A 25,604-nucleotide genomic window follows, 5' to 3' on the forward strand; every position below is an offset into this window, starting at 1 on the left:
TGTATACGCTCTGACCCGAAACCTTCTTCCGCACGGCCCGTCAGGAGCAGCGATGCACGGCCCCGGCATTCCGCCGCAGCAGGGACCCACGCCCACTTCCGGGGGCGTGGTGGCGCTGCGCGTGCTGTTCGCCCTGCTGCCGATCCTGAGCTGCGGCTTCCTGGCGTGGGGCACGATCCTGCGGCTCGCGGTCGTCACCCGCAGGACACGCGACTGGGTGCTGCTGGGCGTCAGCTTCCTGCTCGTCATCGGCTGGATCACGCTCATCGGCCTGGACCAGACGCCCGACACGAACGGCTGGCAGGGCAACACCGGAGCCGGCGGCATCATCCTCACCGGCGTCGCGACCTGCGTGTACTTCCTGATCGCGGACATCCGCCACTACGAGGCCAAGGCCGCCGCCGGCCACTGGTACCCGGGCGGACCGGTGCCGTACCAGGCCGGGCCGCCGCAGCAGACCCGGGGCTACGGCTACCCGCCGGCGCCGCAGCACCACACCGGCCCGCAGCACCACACCGGCCCGCAGCAGCCGCCCGTGCCCCAGCAGCCGCCGGCCGGCCCCACCCCGCCGCCCCGGATCGGGCAGGTACGCGCCGAACTCGACGAGCTCAGTGAGCTCCTGCGCAACCAGCCGCCCCGGGACCAGGATCCGAACCGGTGACCGAGCGGCTCATCGGGGACCGCTACCAGCTCGCCACCGTCCTCGGACAAGGCGGCATGGGCCAGGTCTGGACGGCGTACGACCGGCGCCTGGACCGCCGGGTCGCGGTAAAGCTGCTGCGCCCCGACAAGGTCGCCGGCCCCGGCACCGTCGCCGAGGAGCTGCGCCGCCGCTTCGTGCGCGAGTGCCGCGTCACGGCCCAGGTCGACCACCCCGGCCTGGTCACCGTGCACGACGCGGGCAGCGACGGCGACGAGCTGTTCCTCGTGATGGGCTACGTCGAGGGCGCCGACCTGGCCGACCACCTCGCCGAGCACGACCCGTACCCCTGGCCCTGGGCGGTCGCGGTCGTCGCGCAACTGTGCGGGGTGCTGTCCGCGGTGCACGCGGTGCCGATCGTGCACCGGGACCTCAAGCCGCGCAACGTGATGATCCGCCCGGACGGCACCGTGCTGGTCCTGGACCTCGGCGTGGCCTCGGTGATGGACACCGACACCACCCGCCTCACCAGCACCGGCACGCCGATCGGCAGCCCCGCGTACATGGCCCCCGAACAGGCCATGGGCGGCGCGGTGGGCCCGTACACCGACCTGTACGCACTCGGCGTGCTGCTCTACGAACTCCTCACCGGCAACGTCCCCTTCGTAGGCTCCACCGCCCTCGGCGTCCTGCACCGCCACCTGTACGAGCCCCCGCTCCCGGTCCGCCAGGTACGCCCGGAGATCCCGCCCGAGCTGGAGGCGCTGCTGCTGCACCTCCTCGCCAAGGACCCGCAGGACCGCCCCGGCTCCGCGCAGGAGGTGTACGAGTCGCTCGCCCCGCTGCTGCCCGGCCGGGGCGGCGGCAAGCTCGCGGGCCCGCTCGACCCGACCCGCCCCTTCGTCCGCCCCCAGGCGCCCTGGCCGGACCGGGCCGCGCTCGTCCCGCCGCAGCCGACCGCCCCGCCGGCGCCGCGGCCGGACATCCCGGGCGCCGTGGACGAGGCCCGCGAGCTCCTGGACCAGGGGCGGCTCACCCAGGCCGGGGACATCCTCGGCGGCATCCTGCCCGCCGCCGAGGCCGAGCACGGCGCGCACTCGCCGGTGGTCCGCTCGCTGCGCAAGCAGTACGCGGCCACGCTGATGGACGACGGCCAGTACCGCCGCGCCCTGCCGGAACTGCGGCGGCTGGCCGATCAGTTCCCGGCCGGCGATCCGCAGTCCCTGCGCTTCCGCTACGACGCGGCGCAGTGCCTGGAGCAACTCGGCGAACCGGCCGCCGCCCTCGCGGAGTACCGCTCGCTGCTGCCGCTCTTCGAGAACCACTACGCCAATCCCGACCCGGGGCTCCCGCTGGAGGTCCGCCGCCGGATAGCGCACCTGCTGCTCTCCCTCGGCGACCGGCAGGCGGCCCACGACACCCTGGCCCGCCTGCTGTTCGACGCGGAACGGCTGCACGGCCCGGCCCACCCCTTCCCGGCCGAGATCCGCCGCACCCTGCACTGGCTGGGCCAGGTCCGCTGACGCCCGCGTCCCGCCCCGGTGCCCGCGCCCGTCAGGGCCGGCGCGGGCGGGCTCCGCGCGGGCGGAGCGCCCACGCGAGCAGCGCCGCCGCGGCGAGCGCCGCGACGGCCGCCCCCGGGACCAGCCCCGGCGGCCGGAAGCCACAGCTCACGGTGGTGGTGCGGCCGTCCAGCGGGACGGCGACCAGCCCCAGGTACGCCGATGCCGGACGGCCGTTGCAGCTCCAGCCGGTGATCGCGGGCACGGCGAGGACCGCCGTGCCCGTGGTGCCCGGCGCCAGGGTGGCCCGGACGCCCGAGGAACCCACCCGCACCGAGGTCGCCGCCGTCGCCCGCAAGGAGGCCACCGCCGAGGCCAGCCGGTCGCGGTCCAGGCAGGACAGGGACCACCGGGCGGGCGGGGCCGCGTCGAGGACCAGGGCCGACGGCGCCCCCCGCGAGACGCCCAGGGGTTGCAGGGCGGCCCGGTTGCGGGGGGTGTTGCCGTTCAGCCGGAAGGCGGGCCCGTCCGCGAGCCGGGCCGTCGCGTTGTACTCGGGGGCCCACAGGTAGGCCTCCGTGCCGGAGCGGCAGATGCCGGGCGCGACCGGGTCCTCGTACACCCGGGCCCCCAGCAGCAGCTCCTGGTTGGCGAAGGGGGAGTCGCCGTATCCGGCGGGCGGACCCGGCGGGCGGACCGTCACCAGCGGCGGCACCTCGGCCCGGGCGACGCCGCCGTCCGGGCGCAGCCGGGCGCCGACCGAGAAGACGGCGTCCGTCACCGGGTTGTCGATGCTCTGGACGTTGCGCCCGCGCGAGGTCCAGCCCGCCCCGAGCGCGGCCATGGTGCGCGTGAACACCGCGGGGGTGTGGCTGCTGTAGTACGCGCCGCCCTCCCCGCCGAGCAGCAGCGGGTCGTTGCCCGACAGGGCGGGCCGGCTCGGATCGGTGCGGTACGCGGGCCAGCCGGCGGCGCCCGCCAGCGACCCGGCGCGCGCCGTGTGGGCCGCGCCCCAGGACGGGTAGTCGTCCAGGCCGCCCAGTTTGCCCCGGTGGCCCTGCGCCGTCGTGGCGGCCGCCTGGGCCAGCAGCACCACCGCGAGCAGAGCCGCCGCCGCCCGCCGCACCGCGGGCCGCGGCCCCGCCGGGCCGGGCCGGTGGCGCACCGCCCACCAGGCGAGGGCCGCCAGGACCAGACCGCCGCAGTACAGCGCGTACCCCCAGTGCGTCCCGAGGGCGCTGCCGCGCGCCCACAGGGCCGCGGCCGTCAGCAGGCCGGCCCCCGCCGCGAGCGCCCGGGGGGCCGGGGGGCCCGCCGCGAGCCCGCTCCAGGCGGCGATCACGGCGATCCCGGCCAGGACGAAGGTCTGCCGGTACGGGCTGCCGTTCGGGGTCGCGAAGAGGTGCCAGGCCAGGTGGGTCGGCGCCCACTGGAGGGAGAGCGCCACGGCCAGGGTCAGCCCCGCCCAGTACAGCCGGGTGCGCACCGCGACGGCCCGGTGGAAGGGGAGCGCGGCCACCAGCAGGAGCGTCCCGGTGCCGATGAAGACGGCGGGGGAGGAGAAGGAGTACGTCGCCGGCAGCAGCCGCGCGAAGAGGTCCGCCCAGGACACCGGCGCGAACTCGCGGACCCACCCCGGGTACGCCTGTCCCGAGCTGAGGAACAGCGGCGCCAGCACCGGGGCCGCGAGCGCGATCCCCAGCACGGTCGTCCCGGCGGCCCGCGCCACCACCGCCGCCCGGGCCCGCACCCCCTCCCGCGTCAGCACCACCCGTACCAGCAGCACGAGCGCGGCGCCCAGCGTCGCCATGTAGGCGGTGTAGAAGTTCGCCGTCCAGCACAGGGCGACGACCAGCGGGGCCGCCACGAGTCGGCGCCCGCGCAGCGCCCACTCGCCGGTCAGGCACAGCAGGGGGAAGGCGATCAGCCCGTCCAGCCACATCGGGTTGTAGGCGGCCTCGATCACCGACCAGCCGCACAGCGCGTACGAGGCCCCCAGCAACCCGGCCGCCCACCACGGCCCCCGGGCCTGGGTGCGCAGCAGCCGGCTCATCGCGGCGGCCGCGGCCGCCGTCTTGAGCACGGTGACGACGTACACGGCGAGGTCGATGTCCGCGCGCGGGAAGAGCCCCACCAGCGGCGCGAAGGGGCTGGTCAGGTACGTCCCGAGGTCCGGCAGGAAGCTCGTGCCGTACCCGGACTGCCAGTTGAGCAGCAGTCCGCCGCGCGCACGGCCGTGCAGGAGGTCCCACAGGTGGGCGTGGAAGGGCACGAACTGGTTGCCGAGGTCGTTGACGCTGCGGTGGCGCGGTCCGTACGGGAAGACGCGGGCGGCGGCGTCCCCGGCGCACACGGCCACCGCCGTGAGCAGGGCGGCGAGCGCCGGGCCGGCCCGGTCCGGGCGGCGCGGCGAGCGGAGCGGTGTCGACATGGTGGGCCGACCTTGGCAGCGCCGGAGGACCGGGGGATGGCCGCGGGGTAACTGCGACGCGAACAGCGCGGACCCCGGCACCGCGCGACGCGCGCTCCGACGCCCGCCCGACGCGCACCCCGACGCCGCGCGAATCGTTGGCCGAAGTGGTGGCCCGGATCACCCGGACTGCATACCATCGATCACCGCACGGCCTTGTGCAAGAACGCACAATCTCCCGGCCCTGGAGGCTCCTTTGCACCGTCGCACAGCGCTCTCCGTCTCCGCCGCCCTGCTCCTGGCGGCCCCCCTGCTGGCCGCCTGCTCGGGCGAGGCCCGCCCCGGAACCGCGGCCGTCGTCGGCGGCGAACGCATCACCACCTCCGCGCTCCAGGCGCAGGTGAACGACGTCCGTACCGCGCAGGGCCGGTCCGAGCAGGGAGCCCAGCTGATCCAGGCGACCCCGCAGCTGGAGCGGGTCAAGCTCGGCAAGATGATCCAGCTCCGGGTGCTGGAGAGGGCGGCCGAGGACGCCGGCATCTCGGTGAGCACCAAGGAGATCGAGGACGCCCGCAAGGCGCAGCAGGGCGAGGGCGCGGGCGACCTGGAGCAGCGGGCGCTGCAGAGCAGGGTCCCCCTGGCGCCCGGCCAGATCGACGAGGAGCTGCGCTTCCAGCTGCTGCTCGGCAAGCTCAGCGACCGCTTCGGCGAGGACAAGATCCTGGGGCCGCTCGCCGAGGCGGCCGCCGCGCTGGACATCGAGGTGAACCCCCGCTTCGGCGCCTGGGACGCCAAGCAGATCGGTCTGGGCACGGCGGACACGCCCTGGATCACCCAGCGGACCGTGCCCGAGCAGGCGGCGCCCGCCGGGGCCTGACGGGGGCCGGTCACGGGCCGCCGGGGCCCCCCGGCCCCGGGGCCGGGGAGCGCGGTAGGTTCGAAGGGTGACCGACCACGTACCCGCCGGGCCCACCGGCCGCATCGTCCTGCTGACCACCAGCCACCGGGTCGCCCCCGGGGTGCTGTCGTGGCCCGCGTGGCAGACCCTGCACGCCGCCGACCGCGTGCTGTGCGCCGACCCCGGCCACCCGCAGCTGCCGTACCTGCGCGAGGCGGGCGTCGAGGTCGCGCACGGGACGCCGGACGCGCACGAGCTTGTGGAGGCCTGCGCGGGCGGCCGTACCGTCGTGGTGCTGCCGGGCGGCGAGGGCGACCAGCGGCTCACCGACGGGCTGGCGCGGCTGGCCGGTTCGGGCCGGGTCGAGATGCCCGACCTGGAGTTGCTGCCCGGTTCCTACGACCTGCCGGGGGCCCGCCTGCTCGACCTGGTCCAGGTGATGGACCGGGTGCGGCGCGAGTGCCCCTGGACCTCGGAGCAGACCCACCGGGGGCTGGCCAAGTACGCGATCGAGGAGGCGTACGAGCTGGTCGAGGCGATCGAGGCCGGCGACCGGGAAGAACTGCGCGAGGAGCTCGGCGACGTGCTCCTCCAGGTGGTCTTCCACGCCCGGATCGCGCAGGAGGGCGACGGCGGCGGCGACGACGGGGACGACGGCGACGGGGGACCCCTCGGGGCCTTCTCGATCGACGACGTGGCCGGCGCCCTGGTCGAGAAACTGATCCACCGGCACCCGCACGTGTTCGGCGACGCGCAGGCCCGGACCCCGCAGGACGTGCACGCGCACTGGGAGCGCACCAAGGCGGTCGAGAAGCAGCGGGCGTCGGTCACCGACGGAGTTCCGCTCGGCCAGCCCGGACTCGCGCTCGCGGCCAAGCTGGCCGGCCGGGTCCGTGCGGGCGGGCTGGACGTGGCCCTGCCCCGGGGCGAGGGCGTCGGGTACGAGCTGCTGGCCATGGCGGCCCGCGCGGAGGAGGCGGGCATCGACCCCGAGGCCGCGCTGCGGGCGGCGGCCCGCGCCTACCGGGACGCGATCCGCGCCGCCGAGGGCGTCGCCGGGTAGCCCCGCGCGGCGGTCGGCTCAGTGCGCGCGCGGGGCCCGGTCCGAGGGGTTGTGCCAGTGCGGCGCCGGCCGGTTCAGGAACCACTCGCCGAAACCCAGGGGGCGCCCGCCCTCGCCGTGGCCGGCCCCGCCGGCGGGGACCGCGTCGTGGAAGATCCGGCCGGGCGGGGTGCCCAGCTCCGCCAGCAGGTGGGCGGTCTCCTCGACGAACATCGGCGGCCCGCTGAGGTAGGCGTCCTGGTCCGGCCACAGGCCGCGGTTGCTCAGCGCCGTGGCGAGCCGGTCGGTGGCCTGGTTGCGGTGCTGCCCCGGGGCGGGCGTGATGTAGGTGACGGCGAGCCAGGGGCAGGCGGCGGCGTACGCGTCGACGAGCGGCCGGTCGTAGAGGTGGGCGGCGTCCCGCGCGACGAGGAAGAGTCGTACGTCCTGATCGGGAGGGTGCTCCGCGAGGTCCTCCAGCATGGCCCGGACCGGCGCCCAGCCGGTGCCGGCGGCTATGAGGCTGGCGGGGCGGTCCTCGCGGCGGAACGTCAACCGCCCACCGGGGGCGCCGAGCCGCAGCACCTCGCCCGGCCGCGTGTCGCGGACCAGCACGGTGCTGACCCGCCCGCCCTCGATCCGGCTGACGTGCAGGTCCAGGGTGTGGTCGGGGCGCGGGGCGTTGCCGACGGAGTACGTGCGCCAGGTCCGCGGCACCCGCTCGCTGCTCACGCTGACGTACTGGCCCGGGAGATGGACCAGCGGGGTGTGCGGTCTGAGCGTCAGGACGCCTATGTCCGGTCCGTAGCTGAGGTGGCGCACGACCTCGGCGTCCCACCACGGCGGGTCCTCGGAGGCGGCGGCCCCGGCCGTCATCGCGTCGGCGATCACTTGATAGGCCTCGGCCCAGGCCTTCTCCACGGACGGGGTCCAGGCCTCGCCGGAGGTCTCGGCGAGCGCGGCGAGCAGGCTGGCGCCCACGGCCGCGTAGTGCTCGGGGGCGACCAGGAACTTGCGGTGGTCGCGGCCCAGTTCCCGGAGGTAGGGCAGGAGGGTCTCGTGCTCCAGGTGGGCGATGACGTGGGTGAGCGCGGCGAAGAGCCGGTCCCGCTGCCGCTCCATGTCCTCGAAGGAGGCCGGGAAGAGCTCACGGACTGCGGGGTTGTGCCAGAACAGGTGGGAGTAGAAGAACTTGACCGTGTGCTCGGCCCGTCTCTCCACCACCGCGAAGCTGCTTTTCAAGATCCTCACATCCACAGGACCGACAGTAGGAATGCCGGACTCCGCCAGGTCAAGTCCTGGCCGATCTACGGACAGCCGCGACGAACGCCCCATATGGGGTCGCGCACGAGCGCCGGGATACGGTCACGGGGTGCATGAGCAGACCCCCGAAGTGCCAGCCGACGCCCCCTCCGCCCAGGGTCCGACCCTGTTCGACTGGGAGTTCGCGACCGATCCCTACCCGGCCTACGCCTGGCTGCGCGAGCACTCCCCGGTGCACCGCACCGTGCTCCCCAGCGGTGTGGAGGCCTGGCTGGTCACCCGGTACGCCGACGCCCGCCAAGCCCTCGCCGACCAGCGGCTCAGCAAGAACCCGGCGCACCACGCGGAGCCCGCGCACGCCAAGGGCAAGACGGGGATCCCCGGGGAGCGCAAGGCGGAGCTGATGACGCACCTGCTCAACATCGACCCGCCGGACCACACGCGGCTGCGGCGGCTGGTGTCGAAGGCGTTCACCCCGCGCCGGGTCGCCGAGTTCACGCCGAGGGTGCAGGAGCTCACCGACCACTTGATCGACACGATCGTCGAGCGGGTCCGCGCCGAGGCGGGGGCCGGGGGCCGGGGGGAGGCGGACCTCATCCACGAGTTCGCCTTTCCACTCCCCATCTACGCCATCTGCGAGATGCTCGGCGTACCGCGCGAGGACCAGGACGACTTCCGCGACTGGGCCGGGATGATGATCCGCCACGGCGGCGGCCCGCGCGGGGGAGTGGCCCGCTCGGTGAAGCAGATGCGCGCCTATCTCGGCGAGCTCATCCATCGCAAAAGGGATGATCTGGGCAATGATCTGATCTCGGACCTGATCCGCGCGAGCGACCACGGCGACCACCTGACGGAGGCCGAGGCCACGGCGATGGCCTTCATCCTCCTCTTCGCCGGCTTCGAGACGACCGTGAACCTCATCGGGAACGGCGTCCACTCCCTCTTCATGAACCCGGACCAGCGCGAGCGGCTGCAGGGCTCCCTGGCGGCCGGCGAGCGCGGCCTGCTGGAGACGGGGGTCGAGGAACTCCTGCGCTACGACGGCCCGGTGGAGCTGGCGACGTGGCGGTTCGCCACGCGGCAACTCACCCTGGGCGGCGAGGAGATCGCGGCCGGCGATCCGGTCCTGGTCGTCCTCGCGGCCGCCGACCGGGACCCCGAGCGGTTCGCCGAACCGGACACCTTGGACCTGTCCCGGACGGACAACCAGCACCTCGGGTACGGCCACGGCATCCACTACTGCCTGGGCGCGCCGCTGGCCCGGCTGGAGGGGCAGACGGCGCTCGCCACGCTCCTGGCGCGCCTGCCGGACCTGGAGCTCGCCGTCGACCCGTCCGAACTGCGCTGGCGCGGGGGGCTCATCATGCGCGGACTGCGTACGCTCCCGGTCCGTTTCACGCTGCCGGAGCAGGGTGAAACCGGCTGACTTGAAGTCAGTTTCCGTCGAAACTTGTGACAAACGTTCGAGGCCCGCTAGGTTCTGCCGTTACCCCGCCGTTATGCGAAAGGTGAACCTTCATGCGTTCCGGGAACGGCCGCCACAGACGCCCCCGCCAGGTACCCGCCCTGGTCGTCACCGCCGGAGTCACCGGCTCCGCACTGGCCCTGCCGCTGCTCGCGGCGACCAGCGCCTCCGCCGCCGACACCTCCACATGGGACAAGGTCGCCGAATGTGAGAGCGGCGGCGCGTGGAGCGCCAACAGCGGCAGCGGCGCGTACGGCGGGCTCCAGTTCACCCAGGACCAGTGGCGCAACGCCGGTGGGCTGGACTTCGCCGAGCGGCCCGACCTCGCGAGCCGGTCCCAGCAGATCGCCGTGGCCGAGCGGGTGCTCGCCGCGCAGGGACCGCAGGCGTGGTCGCTGTGCGCCTCCTCGGCCGGACTGGTGCAGCAGGGCCCCGCGGCGGAGGTCGACCCCGGCCTGCCGGGCGAGGCCAAGCCGGTGCGCCCCACGCCGTCCCGGCCGGACGACGCGGTGCCGACCACCGGGACCGGTACGCGCCCCACGGACTTCGGGGCGCCGACCCCGGCCCCGGCCGAGAGCCCGTCGCCGACCGCCCCGGAAGGCCCGCTGGCGCCCTCCTTCGGACTGCCCGTCATGCCGGCGCCGGACGACCCGACCACGGCTCCGGTGCAGCCCGCGGACCCGACCGCCCCGGTGCTCCCGGGTGGACCGGGCGCGACCCCGGTGGACCCGACGGCGCCCACCACCCCGCCGGTCACCCCGCCCGCGACCGACCCGACGGCGCCGGCCGCCCCCGGCGCCCCGAGCGCCCCGGGCTCCCCGAGCGCCCCGGCCTCCCCCAGCGCTCCGGCCTCCCCGTCCGCCCCGACGGAGCCGACGGAGCCGACGGCCCAGCTCGCGGGTCCGGCGGCGGGCCTCGGCAAGCACCGCGGCGCGCCCGCCGTCGAGACGCCCGTCACGACGGGCGCCGCGTCGGACCCCACGTACACGGTGAGGGCCGGCGACAGCCTGGCCACCATCGCGGACGCCAACGGCCTCAAGGGGGGCTGGAACGCGCTCTACGAGGCCAACGAGCAGGTCATCGGCGAGGACGCGGACCTCATCAAGCCCGGCCAGAATCTGGATCTAAGCGCGAAATAGGGGCACTTCGGGCACCCGGTACGTGCTGATTGTCGGCTTTCTGTAAGTGAGACATGCGTCTCTTCCGGTCAACTGGCGTGTCCGGCCCCGGGGCTTCCGCAAACCCCGTCCTCACCTGCGCAAACGCGTTCGGGAAGGACGCAAGTAGGCCCGTTTCTCCCCGATGTCGCTCGTTGAACATCGGGGAGAGACCTGTCTACCTTCTGAATCGCTCGCCACCGCGGGCTCCTTCGACCGCATCGCCGAATCCTGCCGGCGGACGGAGGGAACAGTCGTCGCGTCAAGCGCCGAAGGCAGGAGCGGGGGAACCAAGGTAAGTGCCGGGAGCGGCCGTTGAGAGACGGTCACGCCACCGGCTGGGGGTTAAGACGTGCGACCCGATCGCACGGCCGGGCAACTCATCCGCCCGAACCCGACAGCTCACCTCGCAGGCGTCGGTGAGGAGAACTCCATGCTGCTTTCCGGCAAGGGCAAGCACCGCCGCGCCAACAAGGCCGCCCGTATCGTCACGCTCGCCGGCGTCGCCGGTGTCGCCGTCGCCGCACCCCTGATGGCCGCCGGCACCGCCACCGCCGCCACCGCCTCCGAGTGGGACCGCGTCGCGCAGTGCGAGTCCGGTGGCAACTGGGCCATCAACACGGGCAACGGCTACTACGGTGGCCTCCAGTTCTCGTCCTCCACCTGGGCCGCCTTCGGTGGCAAGGCGTACGCCGCGCAGGCCAACCAGGCCTCCAAGTCGCAGCAGATAGCCGTCGCCGAGAAGGTCCTCAAGGGCCAGGGCAAGGGCGCCTGGCCGCACTGCGGCAAGGGCCTGTCGAACTCCTCCTCCGCGGGCGGCTCCACCGAGACCCCGGCCAAGCCGAAGGCCGAGTCGAAGAAGGCCGAGTCGAAGAAGACCGAGTCGAAGAAGGTCGAGCAGAAGGCCGCGCCCAAGCAGGAGACCAAGCGCGCCGAGGCCCCCACCACCCGCTCCGAGCGCCCCGCCGCCGCGGCCCCGAAGACCGGCAACGGTTCGTACGAGGTCAAGGCCGGCGACACGCTGGGCACCATCGCCGAGGTCAACGGCGTCACGGGCGGCTGGGAGAAGCTCTTCGAGCTGAACAAGGACATCGTCTCGGACGCCGATCTGATCTTCCCGGGTCAGAAGCTGAAGCTCAGCTGAACACCGCGGCAACAGCCGCAGCCGTGAGCACACGGCAGGTCCGTCCCCACCGCCCGGCGCGCGTCCCCTCACGCGCCGGGCGGTGGCATGCGCACCGTCAGGACCCCGAAAAACAGAGCCTTATGTCCTAAAAAGCGGGTATTCGGGCCCTTTTTCGTCCCAGGACCCGGGCGGTCGGCGGGCCCAGTGCCCGGAGCCGGTTAGGCTCTAAGCGGCAGGGCCGTCCCACGGCCCGACACGCCACCGCACACCCAGCGTCACATCCCAGAAGGAGATGCTCGTGCCGTCCATCGACGTCGTCGTAGCCCGGGAAATCCTGGACTCCCGAGGCAACCCCACGGTCGAGGTCGAGGTGGGCCTCGACGATGGCAGCACCGGCCGTGCTGCAGTCCCGTCCGGCGCCTCCACCGGTGCATTCGAGGCCATCGAGCTCCGTGACGGTGACCCCAACCGTTACTTCGGCAAGGGTGTCGAGAAGGCCGTCCTCGCCGTCATCGAGCAGATCGGCCCGGAGCTCGTCGGCTACGACGCCACCGAGCAGCGCCTGATCGACCAGGCCATGTTCGACCTGGACGCCACCGACAACAAGGGCTCGCTCGGCGCCAACGCCATCCTCGGCGTGTCCCTCGCCGTCGCGCACGCCGCGTCCGAGGCCTCCGACCTCCCGCTGTTCCGCTACCTCGGCGGCCCGAACGCGCACCTGCTGCCCGTTCCGATGATGAACATCCTCAACGGCGGGTCGCACGCCGACTCCAACGTGGACATCCAGGAGTTCATGATCGCCCCGATCGGCGCGGAGTCCTTCTCCGAGGCGCTGCGCTGGGGTGCCGAGGTCTACCACACCCTCAAGAAGGTCCTGCACACCAAGGGCCTCTCCACCGGCCTGGGCGACGAGGGCGGCTTCGCCCCGAACCTGGAGTCCAACCGCGCCGCGCTCGACCTCATCGTCGAGGCCATCAAGCAGGCCGGCTACACCCCGGGCAAGGACATCGCGCTCGCGCTCGACGTCGCCGCGTCCGAGTTCTACAAGGACGGCAAGTACGAGTTCGAGGGCCAGTCCCGCTCGGCCGCCGAGATGACCGAGTACTACGAGGAGCTCGTCTCCGCGTACCCGATGGTCTCCATCGAGGACCCGCTGTACGAGGACGACTGGGCCGGCTGGAAGACCCTCACCGACCGCCTGGGCGCCAAGGTCCAGATCGTCGGCGACGACCTCTTCGTCACCAACCCGGAGCGCCTGGCCCGCGGTATCGAGGAGGGCTCCGCCAACGCCCTGCTCGTGAAGGTGAACCAGATCGGTTCCCTCACCGAGACCCTCGACGCCGTCGAGATGGCCCAGCGCAACGGCTTCAAGTGCATGATGTCCCACCGCTCCGGTGAGACCGAGGACGTCACCATCGCCGACCTCGCCGTCGCCGTGAACTGCGGTCAGATCAAGACCGGCGCCCCGGCCCGCTCGGACCGCGTCGCCAAGTACAACCAGCTGCTGCGCATCGAGGAGATCCTCGACGACGCCGCGGTGTACGCGGGCCGTTCCGCGTTCCCGCGCTTCAAGGGCTGACAGCTCCGACCGAAGGCTGCGCCTGGCTTCCGTACGTCCCCGCACTCGGTCCCGTACCGTGTGCGGGGACGTATTGCGTAGTGCGCACCAGGGGAGGCGGGATCAATGGCCGGGAACCGGGATCGGTTCTCCACCTTCTCCACCGCGACCAGGCTCAAGCAGCTCGGCGAGCGGACCGCCGCGCACGTCTACCGCTCCCAGACGCGGCGCCAGGTCAGGCGCAGCCGGCTCACCGGCCGGGCGGCGCTCCTCGTGCTCGTCCTCTGTACCCTGGTCGTCGCCCTCGCGTATCCGATGCGCCAGTACGTCTCCCAGCGCTCGGAGATCGCGGAGCAGCAGCGGGACGCCGCCACGGCGCGGGACCGGCTCGAACGGCTCCGCGACGAGAAGGCCCGCTGGCAGGACAACGCCTACGCGGAACAGCAGGCGCGCAAGCACCTGCACTTCCTGCGCCCGGGGGAGATCGGCTACATCATGACCGACCCCGGGGCGGCCGCGGCCGAGCGTCCCCGGACCGGCCGGGCCGGCTCCGACCGCCCCTGGTACTCGAACGTCTGGGACGGCGTCGACAAGGCCGACCGCCCCGGCGACTGACCGCGTACCGGGGCCGCCGGCGCACCGGCGCAGCACCCGCCCATCCGTCATAGAACCGCGAACGAAGAGACTTCCTCCAGGCATGCAGACGCCCCCGCCCCAGACCGACCGGACCGAGCCGACCGACGCGGACATCGCGGCGTTCCAGCAGCAGCTCGGCCGCCCCCCGCGCGGGCTGCGCGCCATCGCGCACCGCTGCCCCTGCGGCCAGCCGGACGTGGTGGAGACCGCGCCGCGGCTCCCCGACGGCACCCCCTTCCCGACGCTGTACTACCTGACGTGCCCGCGCGCGGCCTCCGCGATCGGCACGCTGGAGGCCAACGGCGTGATGAAGGAGATGCAGGCCAGGCTCGCCGACGACCCGGAACTCGCCGCCGCCTACCGGGCCGCGCACGAGGACTACATCCGGCGCCGGGACGCGATCGAGGTCCTCCAGGGCTTCCCGAGCGCCGGCGGCATGCCGGACCGGGTGAAGTGCCTGCACGTGCTGGTCGGCCACTCCCTGGCCGCCGGCCCGGGCGTGAACCCGTTCGGCGACGAGGCGCTCGCGATGCTGCCCGAGTGGTGGGCCAAGGGCGCCTGCGTCACCCCGTGCGCGGAGAGGACCGAACCGGCCGGGAAGACCGAAACGGCCGAGCAGACCGAAACGGCCGAGCAGACGGACGCCGGGCAGTGACCCGGGTCGCGGCCGTCGACTGCGGTACGAACTCCATCCGCCTGCTGGTCGCCGACTGCGACCCCGCGACGGGCGCGATGACCGAGCTGGACCGGCGGATGACCGTCGTGCGGCTCGGCCAGGACGTGGACCGGACCGGCCGGTTGGCCCCCGAGGCGCTGGAGCGCACCTTCGCCGCCTGCCGCGCGTACGCGGACGTCGTCAAGGAACTGGGCGCGGAGCGGCTGCGCTTCGTGGCCACCTCGGCCTCCCGCGACGCCGAGAACCGGGACGCGTTCGTCCGGGGGGTGCTGGAGATCCTGGGCGTCGAGCCCGAGGTGATCTCCGGCGACCAGGAGGCGGAGTTCTCCTTCACCGGCGCCACCAAGGAGCTGACCGGCACGGACCACCTGGAGAAGCCGTTCCTCGTGGTGGACATCGGCGGCGGCTCCACCGAGTTCGTGGTCGGCGAGGAGCACGTCCGGGCGGCCCGCTCCGTGGATGTGGGCTGCGTCAGGATGACCGAGCGTCACCTGGTCGTGGACGGGGTCGTCAGCGACCCGCCGACCGAGGCGCAGGTCGCCGCCGTACGGGCCGACATCGAGGCGGCGCTGGACCTCGCCGCGCGGACGGTTCCGCTGGGCGAGGCCCGCACCCTGGTGGGCCTCGCCGGCTCGGTGACCACGGTGGCCGCGATCGCGCTCGGGCTGTCGGCGTACGACTCCGCGGCCATCCACCACTCCCGGATCTCCTACGGGAAGGTCCGGGAGATCAGCGAGCGGATGCTGACGCTGACACACGCCGAGCGCGCGGCGATCCCGGTGATGCACCCGGGCCGGGTGGACGTGATCGGCGCCGGCGCCCTCGTCCTCCTGGCGATCATGGAACGCATCGGGGCCGAGGAGGTCGTGGTGTCCGAGCACGACATCCTGGACGGCATCGCCTGGTCGATCGCCTGAGGCCGTCCCGCAGGGCTCCGCAGCGGTCCGGGAGGGCTCGTACGGGGCCCCGAGGGCGTCCGGAAGGGCCCCTTCGGGACCTCTGGACCGGGTGATCCACACGAAGTTCGTGAAGTTCTTCACAAGGAAAAAAGGCCTGATGGGCCACCGGGGAGGTCCTTGGGGGCCTCCCCGGGGCGTTCCGGCCCGATTCCTCGCGCGTTCGTGCGATTGCCGGACGCTGTGGGTTCCGTGTCGGAGGTATGGACGAAAGCCGGTGGTCCACTCCACTTACGGGCTTACGGGCCAGTTCAGGACGGGTTTACAACGACTCCCGTTACACCGTGGTTCCCGTGGTGCGCCATGACCTGGGTCACGTGGGCGGCGGAGTGTAGCAGAGGGCCCTCAGGTCCTTGTGAAGGGGCTCACGAGCGTCACCCCTGAGGGTGCTGGATACTCGTTCTCATGAGCACCACGGAGCGTCCCAGGATCCTCGTTGTAGGAGGTGGGTACGTAGGCCTGTACGCAGCCAAGCGCATCATGAAGAAGATGCGTTACGGCGAGGCGACCGTCACGGTCGTCGACCCGCGCTCGTACATGACCTACCAGCCCTTCCTCCCCGAAGTGGCCGCAGGCAGCATCTCGCCTCGGCACGTCGTCGTCCCGCTGCGACGCGTGCTGCCCAAGGCTGAGGTTCTCACCGGCCGGGTCACCAGCATCGACCAGGACCGCAAGGTCGCCGTCGTCACGCCGCTGGTCGGCGAGGCGTACGAGCTGCCCTTCGACTACCTGGTGATCGCGCTCGGCGCCGTCTCCCGCACCTTCCCGATCCCCGGCCTCGCCGAACAGGGCATCGGTATGAAGGGCGTCGAAGAGGGCATCGGCCTGCGCAACCACGTCCTCGAACAGCTCGACAAGGCCGAGTCCACGACGGACGAGGACGTCCGCCGCAAGGCCCTCACCTTCGTCTTCGTCGGCGGCGGCTTCGCCGGCGCGGAGACCATCGGCGAGGTCGAGGACATGGCCCGCGACGCCGCGAAGTACTACTCCAGCATCAAGCGCGAGGACATGCGCTTCATCCTGGTCGACGCGGCCGACAAGATCCTTCCCGAGGTCGGGCCCAAGCTGGGCACCTGGGGCAAGGAGCACCTCGAGTCCCGCGGCATCGAGATCTACCTCAACACCTCCATGGACTCCTGCGTGGACGGCCACGTGGTGCTCAAGAACGGCCTGGAGGTCGACTCCAGCACCATCGTCTGGACCGCCGGCGTCAAGCCGAACCCGGTGCTGGCCCGCTACGGCCTGCCGCTGGGCCCGCGCGGTCACGTGGACGCCGAGCCGACCCTCCAGGTCAAGGGCACGGACTACATCTGGACCGCCGGCGACAACGCCCAGGTGCCGGACCTCGCCGCCCGCAAGGCCGGCGTGGAGAACGCCTGGTGCCCGCCGAACGCCCAGCACGCGCTGCGCCAGGCCAAGGTCCTCGGCGACAACGTCATCTCCGGCATGCGGGGCTTCCCGCAGGCCGAGTACGCCCACTCCAACAAGGGTGCGGTGGCGGGCCTCGGCCTCCACAAGGGCGTCGCGATGATCGTCATGGGCGGGATGAAGATCAAGCTCAAGGGCCGGCTCGCCTGGTACATGCACCGCGGCTACCACGGCATGGCCATGCCGACCTGGAACCGCAAGATCCGCGTCTTCGCCGACTGGACCCTCGGCATGTTCCTCAAGCGCGAGGTCGTCTCCCTCGGGGCGCTCGAAACCCCGCGCGAGGAGTTCTACGAGGCCGCCAAGCCCGCGCCGGCCCCGGCCGCGCCGGCCCAGAAGGCCAAGGCCTCCTGAACCGGGTCCGCCCGTAGCGGCGGACCGGGTGCGACCGAGCAGGACCCAGCACGTCCCCGAAGGGGCTGCCCGCCATCCGTGGTGCGGGCGGCCCCTTCGGCGTACCCGGGGGCCGGGATGGGTAGACCGCTTGGTCGGAACCTTCGTGGAGGTACGCCATGACCGACGCCGCGCCGCGGCTGGCCGTTGTCGCCGAGACCCTGCTGCGCGCACCGCTGCCCGTCCGCATCCGGACCTGGGACGGCAGCGAGGCGGGCCCGCCCGGCGGGCCGGTGCTCGTCATCCGCAACCGCCGCGCCCTGCGCCGGCTGCTGTGGAAGCCGGGCGAGATGGGGCTGGCCCGCGCCTGGGTGGCGGGCGACCTCACCGTGGAGGGCGATCTGTTCGAACTGCTGGACCGGGTGGGGGGTCTGCTGTGGGCCCGGGAGCCGGACCCCGCGCCGCCCGGCCCGGGGCCCGGCCGCCGCGGGCGGCGGCCCGCCCTGCGGCCCGTCCTTCGCCCCGGCGCCGGGGCGCACCCGCCGCCGGACCCGCCCTCGGGCCCGCCGGTCCCGCTGCTGGCCGATCCGCGGGCACGGGCCGCCGTGCGGGAGCTGGTCGCCCTGGCCCGGCCGTGGCGGGCGCCCGCGCCGCCGCGGGAGGAGGCCGTCCGGCGCGGCGGCACCCGGCACTCCAAGGACCGCGACCGACAGGCCGTCAGCCACCACTACGACGTCGGCAACGACTTCTACGAGCGGGTGCTGGGCCCCTCGATGGTGTACTCCTGCGCCTACTGGACCCCGGGCTCCACGCTGGAGGAGGCCCAGTGGGACAAGCTCGAACTGGTCTGCCGCAAACTCGCATTGGGACCCGGTGAGCGGCTCTTGGACGTCGGCTGCGGCTGGGGTTCCATGGCGCTGCACGCGGCCCGGGAACACGGCGTCCGCGTCACCGGGGTCACCCTCTCGCGGGAGCAGGCCGCGTACGCCCGCAAGCGGGTCGCGCAGGAGGGCCTGGCCGAGCTGGTCGAGATCCGGATCCAGGACTACCGGGACGTCATGGACGGGCCGTACGACGCCGTTTCGTCCATCGGGATGGCTGAACACGTCGGTGCCGACCGCTACCGCGAGTACGCCCGGACCCTGCACGGCCTGCTGCGGCCCGGCGGGCGACTGCTCAACCACCAGATCGCCCGCCGGCCCGAGTCGGACGAGGGGGCGTACCGCATCAACGAGTTCATCGACGCCTACGTCTTCCCCGACGGGGAGCTCTCGCCGCTCGGCAGCACCGTCGGCGAGCTGGAGCGGGCCGGTTTCGAGGTGCGCGACGTGGAGGCGCTGCGCGAGCACTACGCGCTGACCCTGCGGGCGTGGGTGGCGCGGCTGGAGGCCCACTGGGAGGAGGCGGTCCGGCTGACCTCACCCGGTCGGGCCCGGGTCTGGCGGCTGTACATGGCCGCCTCGGCGCTCGGCTTCGAACGGGGCCGGCTCGGCGTCAACCAGGTGCTCGCGGTGAGGGCCGGGGCGGGCGGGGACGCCGGACTGCCGCTGCGGCTGCGGACCTGGGGCGGTTAGCCCCCCGCCCGGTCCCCGGGCCGGGGGGAAGGCGGAAGGGCCCCGGGGGCGCGTCGCCCCGGGGCCCTTCCGCGTCACGGCGCCGTCGCCGCTATTCGGTCTTGATGGCCGTCAGCATGTTCAGCCGGGCGGCGCTGCGGGCCGGCCACATGGCGGCCAGGACACCGACCAGGGCGGCGGACAGGAGGAAGACGCCGATCCGGTCGTACGGGAGGATCAGTTCGTAGCCGGGGACCGACTTGCTGAAGGTGGTGCCGCCGGCCCAGGCGAGGAAGACGCCGATCGCGACGCCGAGCACCGCGCCGAAGAGCGAGATCACCACGGATTCCAGGCGGATCATGTTCTTCACCCGACCCCGGTCGAGGCCGACCGCGCGCAGCATGCCGATCTCCTGGGTCCGCTCGAAGACGGACATCGCCAGGGTGTTGACGACGCCGAGCACCGAGATGATCAGTGCCATGCTGAGCAGGCCGTACATGATGTTCAGCGACATGTTGATCATGCCGCCCATCTCGTTGCGGATGTCCTGCCGGGTGGCGACGGTGATCGCCGGGTTCTTGCCCAGGGCGTCGATGACCGCCGCCTGGCCCGCCTTCGAGTCACTGCCGGTGGTGTTGACGTACACCTCGGGGACGTAGGGGTCCTCGCTGTGGGCGCGCAGCACCTTGTCGTCCATGACGTACGGGGACAGCAGCCCCTCCAGCTCCTTGTAGACGGCGCCGACCTTCAGCTCGCCCTTGGTGCCGTCGTCGTACTGGACCGGGAGGGTGGAGCCCACCGACAGGTTCTGCGACTTCGCGGTCTTCTCGGCCACCGCGATCTCGCCGCGGGCCAGGCTGTCGAGGCTGCCGCCGACGACCTGGATGTTCAGCATGTCGCCGATGGCCGCCGGGTTGACGCCCGAGACCGAGCGGAAGTCCTCGCCGACCGTGACGTAGCCGGCCGTCTGCGGGGAGACCGCCTCGATGCCGGGGGCCTTGGCCAGGGTCTCGGCCACGGAGGCGTCGAGGCCGCCGATGCCGCCGGACATGGAGACCTTGTAGTCGGCCTTGAGCTTGTCCGTGCTCATCCGGTCCACGGCCTTGCCCATGGTGATGCCGAGCACCGACATCGCGGTGACCAGGGTCAGGCCGATGGCCAGCGAGGCGGCGGTGACGGCGGTGCGGCGCGGGTTGCGGACCGCGTTCTGCGCGGCGAGCTTGCCCGGGACGCCGAAGACGCGCTCCAGTACGGGGCGGACGGCGGCGATGACCGGCCGGGACAGCAGCGGGAGCAGCACGATCAGGGCGAGCATCAGGAAGAAGCCGCCGGCGGCCACCACGTAGCGGCCGTCACTGGCCATGGAGACGCCGAGGAAGGTGATGCCGAGGCCGGCCGCCCCGAGCAGGATGCCGAAGACGTTGCGCAGCACCAGGGACTTCGCGCTGGCCGGCAGGTGGGCGCTGCCCATGGCGGCGACCGGGGGGATCCGGCCGGTCCGCCAGGCGGGGACCAGCGCGGCGAGGACGGTGACGACCACGCCGACGATCAGGGCGGAGACGATCGTCGCCGGGGCGATGACGAGGTCACCGGCGGGGATCTTGGCGCCCAGGGAGTCCATCAGGACGCGCATGCCCACGGCCAGGCCGATGCCGCTGACCAGACCGATGGTGGCGGAGACGAGGCCGACGAGGCCGGCCTCGGCCAGTACCGAGCGCATGACCTGGGCGCGCTTGGCGCCGACGGCGCGCAGCAGGGCCAGCTCCTTGGTGCGCTGGGCGACCAGCATGGTGAAGGTGTTGTAGATCAGGAAGACGCCGACGAACAGGGAGATGCCCGCGAAGATCAGCAGCGCCGTGCTGAAGCCGCTCATCTCCCGCTCGATGAACTTGGCCTGCTCGGCGGCGAGGTCGGCGCCGGTCTGGGCCTTGGTGGTCTTGGAGTCGACCAGCGGCTTGATGTCGGCGAGCAGCTGGTCGGCGGAGGCGCCCTTCACGGCGCTGACCGAGAGCTCCTGGTAGAAGCCGGGCTGGAGGTAGAGCTGCTGGGCGGCGGCGGTGTCGAACAGGACGAGGCTGCCGCCCGCGTTGACGGCGCCGTCCTCGGTGGTGAAGACGCCGGTGAGGGCGTACTCCTTGACCGGTCCGTTGGTGGCGACGCGGACCGTGTCGCCGACCTTGTACTTGCCCTGCGTCGCGGTCGCCCGGTCGAGGGCTACCTGGTCGGCCTTGGCCGGGCCGGCGCCGTCGGTGAAGGTGTAGCGCGGGTCCTTGCCGTCCTTGACGGGGGCGAAGTTCGAGCCCTTGTTGGCCCAGCCGGAGCCGATCAGCTTGCCGTTCTCGTCGCCCACGCCGGCGAAGCCGGAGACCCGGCCCGAGACGACGTCGACGCCCTTGACGGCCTTGACCTTGTCGAGGGTCCGCTGGCCGATGCCGGGCTCGCCCTCCTTCTGGCCGTCCTCGGTGCGGGTCTGGCCGTACGAGGTGACGGAGACGGCGACGCCGTCGAAGCTCTTGGCGGACTGGCCGGAGAGGGCCTTGTGGAGGGTGTCGGTGAAGACGAGGGTGCCGGAGACGAAGGCGACGCCGAGGGTGACGGCGAGCACCGTCATCAACAGTCGGGCCTTGTGCGCGAGGACGTTGCGCAGGGCGGTACGGAACATGGGATCTCAGTCCTGGGGCTGGAGGTCTGGCGGAGGGCTTCGGGGGCGGCCGGCCCCGGGTCAGCTCGTACGGCCCTTGGCGTCGAAGGCCTTCATGCGGTCCAGCACCCCGTCGGCGGTGGGGCTGAGCATCTCGTCGACGATCTCGCCGTCGGCCAGGAAGATGACGCGGTCGGCGTAGGACGCGGCGACCGGGTCGTGGGTGACCATGACGACGGTCTGGCCCAGCTCGCGCACCGAGTTGCGCAGGAAGCCCAGGACCTCGGCGCCGGAGCGGGAGTCCAGGTTGCCGGTGGGCTCGTCGCCGAAGATGATCTCCGGTCGGGAGGCCAGGGCGCGGGCGACCGCCACGCGCTGCTGCTGGCCGCCGGAGAGCTGGGTGGGACGGTGGGTGAGGCGGTCGGAGAGGCCGACCATGCGGACCACGGTGTCCAGCCACTGCTGGTCGGGCTTGCGGCCGGCGATGTCCATCGGGAGCGTGATGTTCTCCAGGGCCGTCAGGGTCGGCAGCAGGTTGAAGGCCTGGAAGATGAAACCGATCTTGTCCCGGCGCAGCTGCGTGAGCTGCTTGTCCTTGAGGGTGCCCAGCTCGGTGTCACCGATCCGGACGGAGCCTTCGGAGAAGGTGTCGAGTCCCGCGACGCAGTGCATCAGCGTGGACTTGCCGGAGCCCGAGGGGCCCATGATCGCGGTGAACCGGCCCTGGGCGAAGTCCACGGAGACCTTGTTCAGAGCGACCACCTGGGTCTCGCCCTGGCCGTACACCTTGGAGAGCCCGGAGGCGCGCGCGGCCACGGCCTGGGCGGTGTGCGGGGCGTAGTTCATGGTGGTCACGGGGGCGACTCCTTGGGCGGCGGACCGGCTGGGTCCGTGATCTGCGGGGACCCCTCCATCCTCGACGCGGCCACCCCCGCCCCGGATCAGCCGCGGTGACCGTTCTCCGGCCCACTGGAGGCTGACCGCGGCGGCCTCGGCCTCCTCCTCTGGTATGACATGTACCCCGACAACCGGGGGACGCCGGACGGGCGGGCGCGGGCCGATCGGGGGACGGCGGGGCGCGGGAGGCCGGGGGTCCGCGCCGGTTGCGGGGGTGGCGGGCGGGGTGGCGCGAGGGTGGCGCGGGCCATCGAAATCCCGTCATTCCCGACCAGGCGCCGATTGCCGTCCAGAAGGGGCCGACCGCGCGTTCTCGGGTCTGACGCACCCTCAAGCGCCAATAAAATAAGACAACATCGCATACGCGGCCCGCTGGCCGCCCAATCGATCCGGATAGGCTCGACCCCGGCGTTCAGGGATTTTCCCGCGGGGGCCGCATGCCTTGCCCGGATGGTGGAATGCAGACACGGCGAGCTTAAACCTCGCTGGCCTTCGGGCCGTGCCGGTTCGAGTCCGGTTCCGGGTACTCCGCAGCTCCGCAGGTGTTCCCCTCCTTATCCCCCTGCGCTTCGCCACTCCTTCTCCTAAGATCCTCCTCCAGCAGTAGGGTGCTTTCTTTGCGAGCGCATTACTCTTGTTGCAAGGCCGCGCTCGGTGGCCACGGAGGAGTGAGATGAGGAGCAGTAACCCGGTCTTCTCGCGACGGGGGTTCAGCCGCGACAACGGTGGCTACGCGGGCTTTGACGCGCAGCAGCACCAGCAGGCCGGGGCGGCGACCAACCCGTACGCGACCAACCCGTACGCGACCGACCCGGCGACGGGCATGCCGCAGGCGCCGGCGCACACCAACGCGATGACCATGGACGACGTCGTGAGCCGTACGGCCATGACGCTCGGCACGCTCGTCGCGACCGCGACCCTCGCCTGGATCGCGCTGCCGGTCGACCCCGCCAATCTCGGCACGTCGTACGCCATCGCCATCGGCGCGATGCTCGTCGCGTTCGTCTTCGCGATGATCCAGTCGTTCAAGAGCAAGGCCTCGCCCGGTCTGATCCTGGCCTACGCGGCCTTCGAGGGTGTCTTCCTCGGCGTGATCAGCGCGGCCGTGAGCACCTACACGGGCCCCGGCGTGGTCATCCAGGCCGTGATGGGCACGATGTGCGTCTTCGCCGCCGTGCTCTTCGCGTACAAGATGCGCTGGATCCGCGTCACCCGCCGGTTCACCGGCTTCGTCATGGCGGCGGCCCTCGGCTTCATGCTGCTCATGCTGACGAACCTGCTCTTCTCCGTCTTCGCCGGCGGCGACGGTCTGGGCTTCCGCAGCGGCGGCCTCGGCCTGCTGTTCGGCGCCCTCGGTGTGATCCTCGGCGCCTGCTTCCTCGCCCTGGACTTCAAGCAGGTCGAGGACGGCGTGGCCTACGGCGCCCCGCGCGAGGAGGCCTGGCTCGCCGCCTTCGGCCTCACCACGACCCTGGTCTGGATCTACATCGAGATGCTGCGCATCTTCCAGATCCTCTCGGGCGACGACTAGCCGGACCGGCCCCCCGGGCCGATCCGCACCCAGCACGGGGAAGGCCCCGCGAGCACACCGCTCGCGGGGCCTTCCCGCGTTCCGCAAGGGACGCGGGGCTCAGCCGAAGCGGCGCGCGGCCCTGCGCAGGTCGTACTCGTGGATGATCGCCTTGGCCTGGCCGTACGACAGCTCGTGCGCGCCGAGGAGCCAGCTCACCTTCTCCTCGAAGCGGAGCAGGGAGGGGCCCTCGTCGACGGTGCGCAGCCAGTCGGAGAGCTCGCGGCCCGTGGCCCGGGGGATTCTGTCGATCATGTTGCGGTGGGTCTGCTCGGAGAACTCTACGGACATGGGCGCCTCCGGAGGTGTCGCCGGCTGTTCTCTCTCCACGCCACCGTGCCCGAGGGTTCGCCCGTTGGCAATGGTGCCCGCACGCCGCGTAAGGTCGGCCGCGTGCTCGATACCTCACCCCTGAACGCCGTCGTGGAACGCTTCGCCGACCGGCTGAGGGCGGCCCCGCAGAGCCGCCTGGCGCGGGGCGCGGCGGCCGCGGCGCTGGAACTGGCCCGCGACCTCGCGGCGCGGGCGCAGCGCCTCGAAGGGGGACCGGTCCGGGAGCTCCCGGACGCGGGGATCTTCGTCGTCGGGGACCAGCTCCAGGTGGCCGGGACCGACCTCGCGGAGGCACTGCGCGAACACGCCGCCCCGGACGGCGCGAAGGCCCCGTCCGTGATGCTGGACGAGGCCGTGCGGCTGGTGGAGCAGGCGGAAGTCAGAGCGATGCGATGACGCGGTCCGCGAGGATGTAGACGTTGTTGTCGGGGTCCTCGGAGCCACCGCACGAGAAGGTCAGCGCGTAGGCGCCGGAGATGCCCGAGCCGCCCAGCAGGACGGGCGCGGTGCCCGAGCGCAGGGCCTCGGCCAGACGCTCCGCGGTCTCCCGGTGGCCCGGGGTCATGCACAGCGTGGTGCCGTCGGTGAAGACGTACACGTCGAGCGTGCCCAGCGGGCCCGGGCGGACGTCGGCGAGGGCCGTACGGGCCTCCGCGAGCTCCTCCAGACGGCTCACCGTGCGCTCGTGGTCGGCGCCGGGGTGCGAGGCCTGGACCGGTACGAAGTCCGGGTGCGAAGGGTGGCGCCGGCGGGCGGCGGCCAGCTCGGCAGAGTCCTCGGGGTACTCGTCGGCCAGCTCCTCGCCCAGGAGCGGCTCCAGGCCGACCAGGTCCGCCTGCCGGGGCAGGAAGACCGGGGCGTCCTCGCCGAGCCCGGGCAGTCCGCCCAGCAGCGACGGCGCGTCCGCGGCGTCACGGGCCTCCTGCGCGGCCCAGAAGGCACGCGCCTCGGCCAGCTCGCGCTCGCGCTCCTCGGCGAGGGCCTCGGCCACGGCGGCTCGTATCTCCGCCGCGGGGGACTCCACTGCGTGGCGGGCGTGCGGAACGGTCGCACCGCGGGGGTGGGCCGACACCGCCAGCTCCCCGCGCAGGGCGGTGACCTGCTTGCGCAGACCGTGGACGGCGTGCAGCGCAGCAGCGCCCACGGTCGTGGCAGCGGCCGTGGTCAGCAGTAGGGCAAGAGACATGGCGCTCACTGACTAACTCCTGATGTGATTCGATCCCCCGACTTCCTACATCAGAGTGTCCCGACCTGGGAATGGCGTGCAGTGCATTACGTCACGAATTGGACAGGTCTTTGGTCACACCCGAGCGCGACGAATAACCTCTGACCTGCAGATATGCCGATCCCCCAGGAGATAGGTCACATCCTGGGGGAGATTCGGTCACAGGTCGGCCGCGACCGGATTGGATTCGGCGTCAGTACGCCGCAAGGCACCCACCCGGATCCCTTGCGGCGCCTGGCAACGGCTCGGCTCAGCCGCCGCTACGGCTCAGCTCAGCCGCCTGATGACCTTGGTC

The 25,604-nt window shown here is 72.7% G+C and carries 21 protein-coding genes, 1 tRNA gene and 1 riboswitch; of the genes, 16 read left to right on the forward strand and 6 right to left on the reverse strand.

The window, feature by feature from the left end:
- Positions 1–52 precede the first annotated feature (52 nt).
- Positions 53–661, forward strand: a complete 609-nt coding sequence (locus ACWFQ8_RS18955) for a hypothetical protein (protein ID WP_453787390.1) — start codon at positions 53–55, stop codon at positions 659–661.
- Positions 658–2,163: a protein kinase domain-containing protein gene (locus ACWFQ8_RS18960; RefSeq protein ID WP_453787391.1), complete on the forward strand. Its 1,506-nt coding sequence runs from the start codon at positions 658–660 to the stop codon at positions 2,161–2,163. Before ACWFQ8_RS18955 ends, ACWFQ8_RS18960 begins: the two co-directional genes overlap by 4 nt.
- A 31-nt stretch (positions 2,164–2,194) precedes the next feature.
- Here ACWFQ8_RS18960 and ACWFQ8_RS18965 read toward each other — a convergent pair whose 3' ends face one another.
- A complete protein-coding gene (locus ACWFQ8_RS18965; RefSeq protein ID WP_453787392.1) occupies positions 2,195–4,573 on the reverse strand; it encodes a YfhO family protein in 2,379 nt (792 codons plus the stop codon).
- 235 nt (positions 4,574–4,808) lie between these two features.
- Between ACWFQ8_RS18965 and ACWFQ8_RS18970 the strand changes: the two genes are divergently transcribed.
- Both ACWFQ8_RS18970 and ACWFQ8_RS18975 read left to right on the forward strand, forming a co-directional pair.
- The gene (locus tag ACWFQ8_RS18970; protein ID WP_453787393.1) at positions 4,809–5,429 is read left to right on the forward strand and encodes a SurA N-terminal domain-containing protein; all 621 of its coding nucleotides are present in this window, start codon (positions 4,809–4,811) and stop codon (positions 5,427–5,429) included.
- 67 nt (positions 5,430–5,496) lie between these two features.
- Positions 5,497–6,513 carry a nucleoside triphosphate pyrophosphohydrolase gene (locus ACWFQ8_RS18975; RefSeq protein ID WP_453787394.1) on the forward strand — a complete coding sequence of 339 codons (1,017 nt, stop codon included), beginning with the start codon at positions 5,497–5,499 and terminating at the stop codon, positions 6,511–6,513.
- Positions 6,514–6,531: 18 nt separating this feature from the next.
- On the opposite strand, the gene ACWFQ8_RS18980 is transcribed toward ACWFQ8_RS18975, so the two are convergent.
- The gene (locus ACWFQ8_RS18980; protein WP_453787395.1) at positions 6,532–7,743 is read right to left on the reverse strand and encodes a globin domain-containing protein; all 1,212 of its coding nucleotides are present in this window, start codon (positions 7,741–7,743) and stop codon (positions 6,532–6,534) included.
- 121 nt (positions 7,744–7,864) lie between these two features.
- Here ACWFQ8_RS18980 and ACWFQ8_RS18985 point away from each other — a divergent pair, with 121 nt between their 5' ends.
- The 9 genes from ACWFQ8_RS18985 to ACWFQ8_RS19025 all read left to right on the forward strand — a co-directional run bounded on the left by ACWFQ8_RS18985 (position 7,865) and on the right by ACWFQ8_RS19025 (position 18,664).
- Entirely contained in the window at positions 7,865–9,181 is a 1,317-nt protein-coding gene (locus tag ACWFQ8_RS18985; protein ID WP_453787396.1) for a cytochrome P450 family protein, read from the forward strand.
- A gap of 92 nt (positions 9,182–9,273) precedes the next feature.
- Positions 9,274–10,359, forward strand: a complete 1,086-nt coding sequence (locus tag ACWFQ8_RS18990; protein WP_453787397.1) for a transglycosylase family protein — start codon at positions 9,274–9,276, stop codon at positions 10,357–10,359.
- 275 nt (positions 10,360–10,634) lie between these two features.
- A riboswitch (cyclic di-AMP (ydaO/yuaA leader) is annotated at positions 10,635–10,808 on the forward strand.
- Between the two features lie 2 nt (positions 10,809–10,810).
- Positions 10,811–11,521 carry a transglycosylase family protein gene (locus ACWFQ8_RS18995; RefSeq protein WP_453787398.1) on the forward strand — a complete coding sequence of 237 codons (711 nt, stop codon included), beginning with the start codon at positions 10,811–10,813 and terminating at the stop codon, positions 11,519–11,521.
- A 274-nt stretch (positions 11,522–11,795) separates the two neighbouring features.
- Positions 11,796–13,082 (forward strand): phosphopyruvate hydratase, encoded by a 1,287-nt coding sequence (gene eno, locus ACWFQ8_RS19000; RefSeq protein ID WP_384535780.1) that lies wholly within the window; start codon positions 11,796–11,798, stop codon positions 13,080–13,082.
- Between the two features lie 105 nt (positions 13,083–13,187).
- Positions 13,188–13,676, forward strand: a complete 489-nt coding sequence (locus ACWFQ8_RS19005; protein ID WP_453787399.1) for an FtsB family cell division protein — start codon at positions 13,188–13,190, stop codon at positions 13,674–13,676.
- A gap of 82 nt (positions 13,677–13,758) precedes the next feature.
- Complete coding sequence (locus tag ACWFQ8_RS19010) at positions 13,759–14,352, forward strand: DUF501 domain-containing protein (RefSeq protein WP_453787400.1); 594 nt, start codon at positions 13,759–13,761, stop codon at positions 14,350–14,352.
- Positions 14,349–15,290, forward strand: coding sequence for a Ppx/GppA phosphatase family protein (locus tag ACWFQ8_RS19015; RefSeq protein WP_453787401.1), 942 nt, complete (start codon positions 14,349–14,351; stop codon positions 15,288–15,290). The genes ACWFQ8_RS19010 and ACWFQ8_RS19015 overlap by 4 nt, the downstream gene beginning before the upstream one ends.
- 444 nt (positions 15,291–15,734) lie before the next feature.
- The gene (locus ACWFQ8_RS19020) at positions 15,735–17,111 is read left to right on the forward strand and encodes an NAD(P)/FAD-dependent oxidoreductase (protein ID WP_453787402.1); all 1,377 of its coding nucleotides are present in this window, start codon (positions 15,735–15,737) and stop codon (positions 17,109–17,111) included.
- Between the two features lie 158 nt (positions 17,112–17,269).
- A complete protein-coding gene (locus tag ACWFQ8_RS19025) occupies positions 17,270–18,664 on the forward strand; it encodes a class I SAM-dependent methyltransferase (protein ID WP_453787403.1) in 1,395 nt (464 codons plus the stop codon).
- Positions 18,665–18,755: 91 nt separating this feature from the next.
- Here ACWFQ8_RS19025 and ACWFQ8_RS19030 read toward each other — a convergent pair whose 3' ends face one another.
- Together ACWFQ8_RS19030 and ACWFQ8_RS19035 are read right to left on the reverse strand one after the other, a co-directional pair.
- The gene (locus ACWFQ8_RS19030; protein WP_453787404.1) at positions 18,756–21,305 is read right to left on the reverse strand and encodes an ABC transporter permease; all 2,550 of its coding nucleotides are present in this window, start codon (positions 21,303–21,305) and stop codon (positions 18,756–18,758) included.
- 60 nt (positions 21,306–21,365) lie between these two features.
- Positions 21,366–22,130 carry an ABC transporter ATP-binding protein gene (locus tag ACWFQ8_RS19035; protein ID WP_453787456.1) on the reverse strand — a complete coding sequence of 255 codons (765 nt, stop codon included), beginning with the start codon at positions 22,128–22,130 and terminating at the stop codon, positions 21,366–21,368.
- Between the two features lie 495 nt (positions 22,131–22,625).
- Here ACWFQ8_RS19035 and ACWFQ8_RS19040 point away from each other — a divergent pair.
- Positions 22,626–22,707, forward strand: a tRNA-Leu gene (locus ACWFQ8_RS19040).
- Between the two features lie 147 nt (positions 22,708–22,854).
- Positions 22,855–23,712: a Bax inhibitor-1/YccA family protein gene (locus ACWFQ8_RS19045; protein WP_453787405.1), complete on the forward strand. Its 858-nt coding sequence runs from the start codon at positions 22,855–22,857 to the stop codon at positions 23,710–23,712.
- 99 nt (positions 23,713–23,811) lie between these two features.
- Here the strand turns inward: ACWFQ8_RS19045 and ACWFQ8_RS19050 are convergent, their stop codons facing one another.
- On the reverse strand, positions 23,812–24,042 hold the full coding sequence (locus ACWFQ8_RS19050) for a DUF4287 domain-containing protein (RefSeq protein ID WP_453787406.1): 231 nt from the start codon (positions 24,040–24,042) through the stop codon (positions 23,812–23,814).
- Positions 24,043–24,144: 102 nt separating this feature from the next.
- On the opposite strand from ACWFQ8_RS19050, the gene ACWFQ8_RS19055 reads away from it, so the two are divergent.
- Positions 24,145–24,480, forward strand: coding sequence for a hypothetical protein (locus ACWFQ8_RS19055; protein WP_453787407.1), 336 nt, complete (start codon positions 24,145–24,147; stop codon positions 24,478–24,480).
- Here ACWFQ8_RS19055 and ACWFQ8_RS19060 read toward each other — a convergent pair.
- Entirely contained in the window at positions 24,464–25,270 is an 807-nt protein-coding gene (locus tag ACWFQ8_RS19060) for a hypothetical protein (RefSeq protein ID WP_453787457.1), read from the reverse strand. The two genes, ACWFQ8_RS19055 and ACWFQ8_RS19060, sit on opposite strands and share 17 nt — an antisense overlap.
- Positions 25,271–25,604 lie beyond the last annotated feature (334 nt).

It is taken from the genome of Streptomyces sp. NPDC055254 (assembly GCF_053606025.1).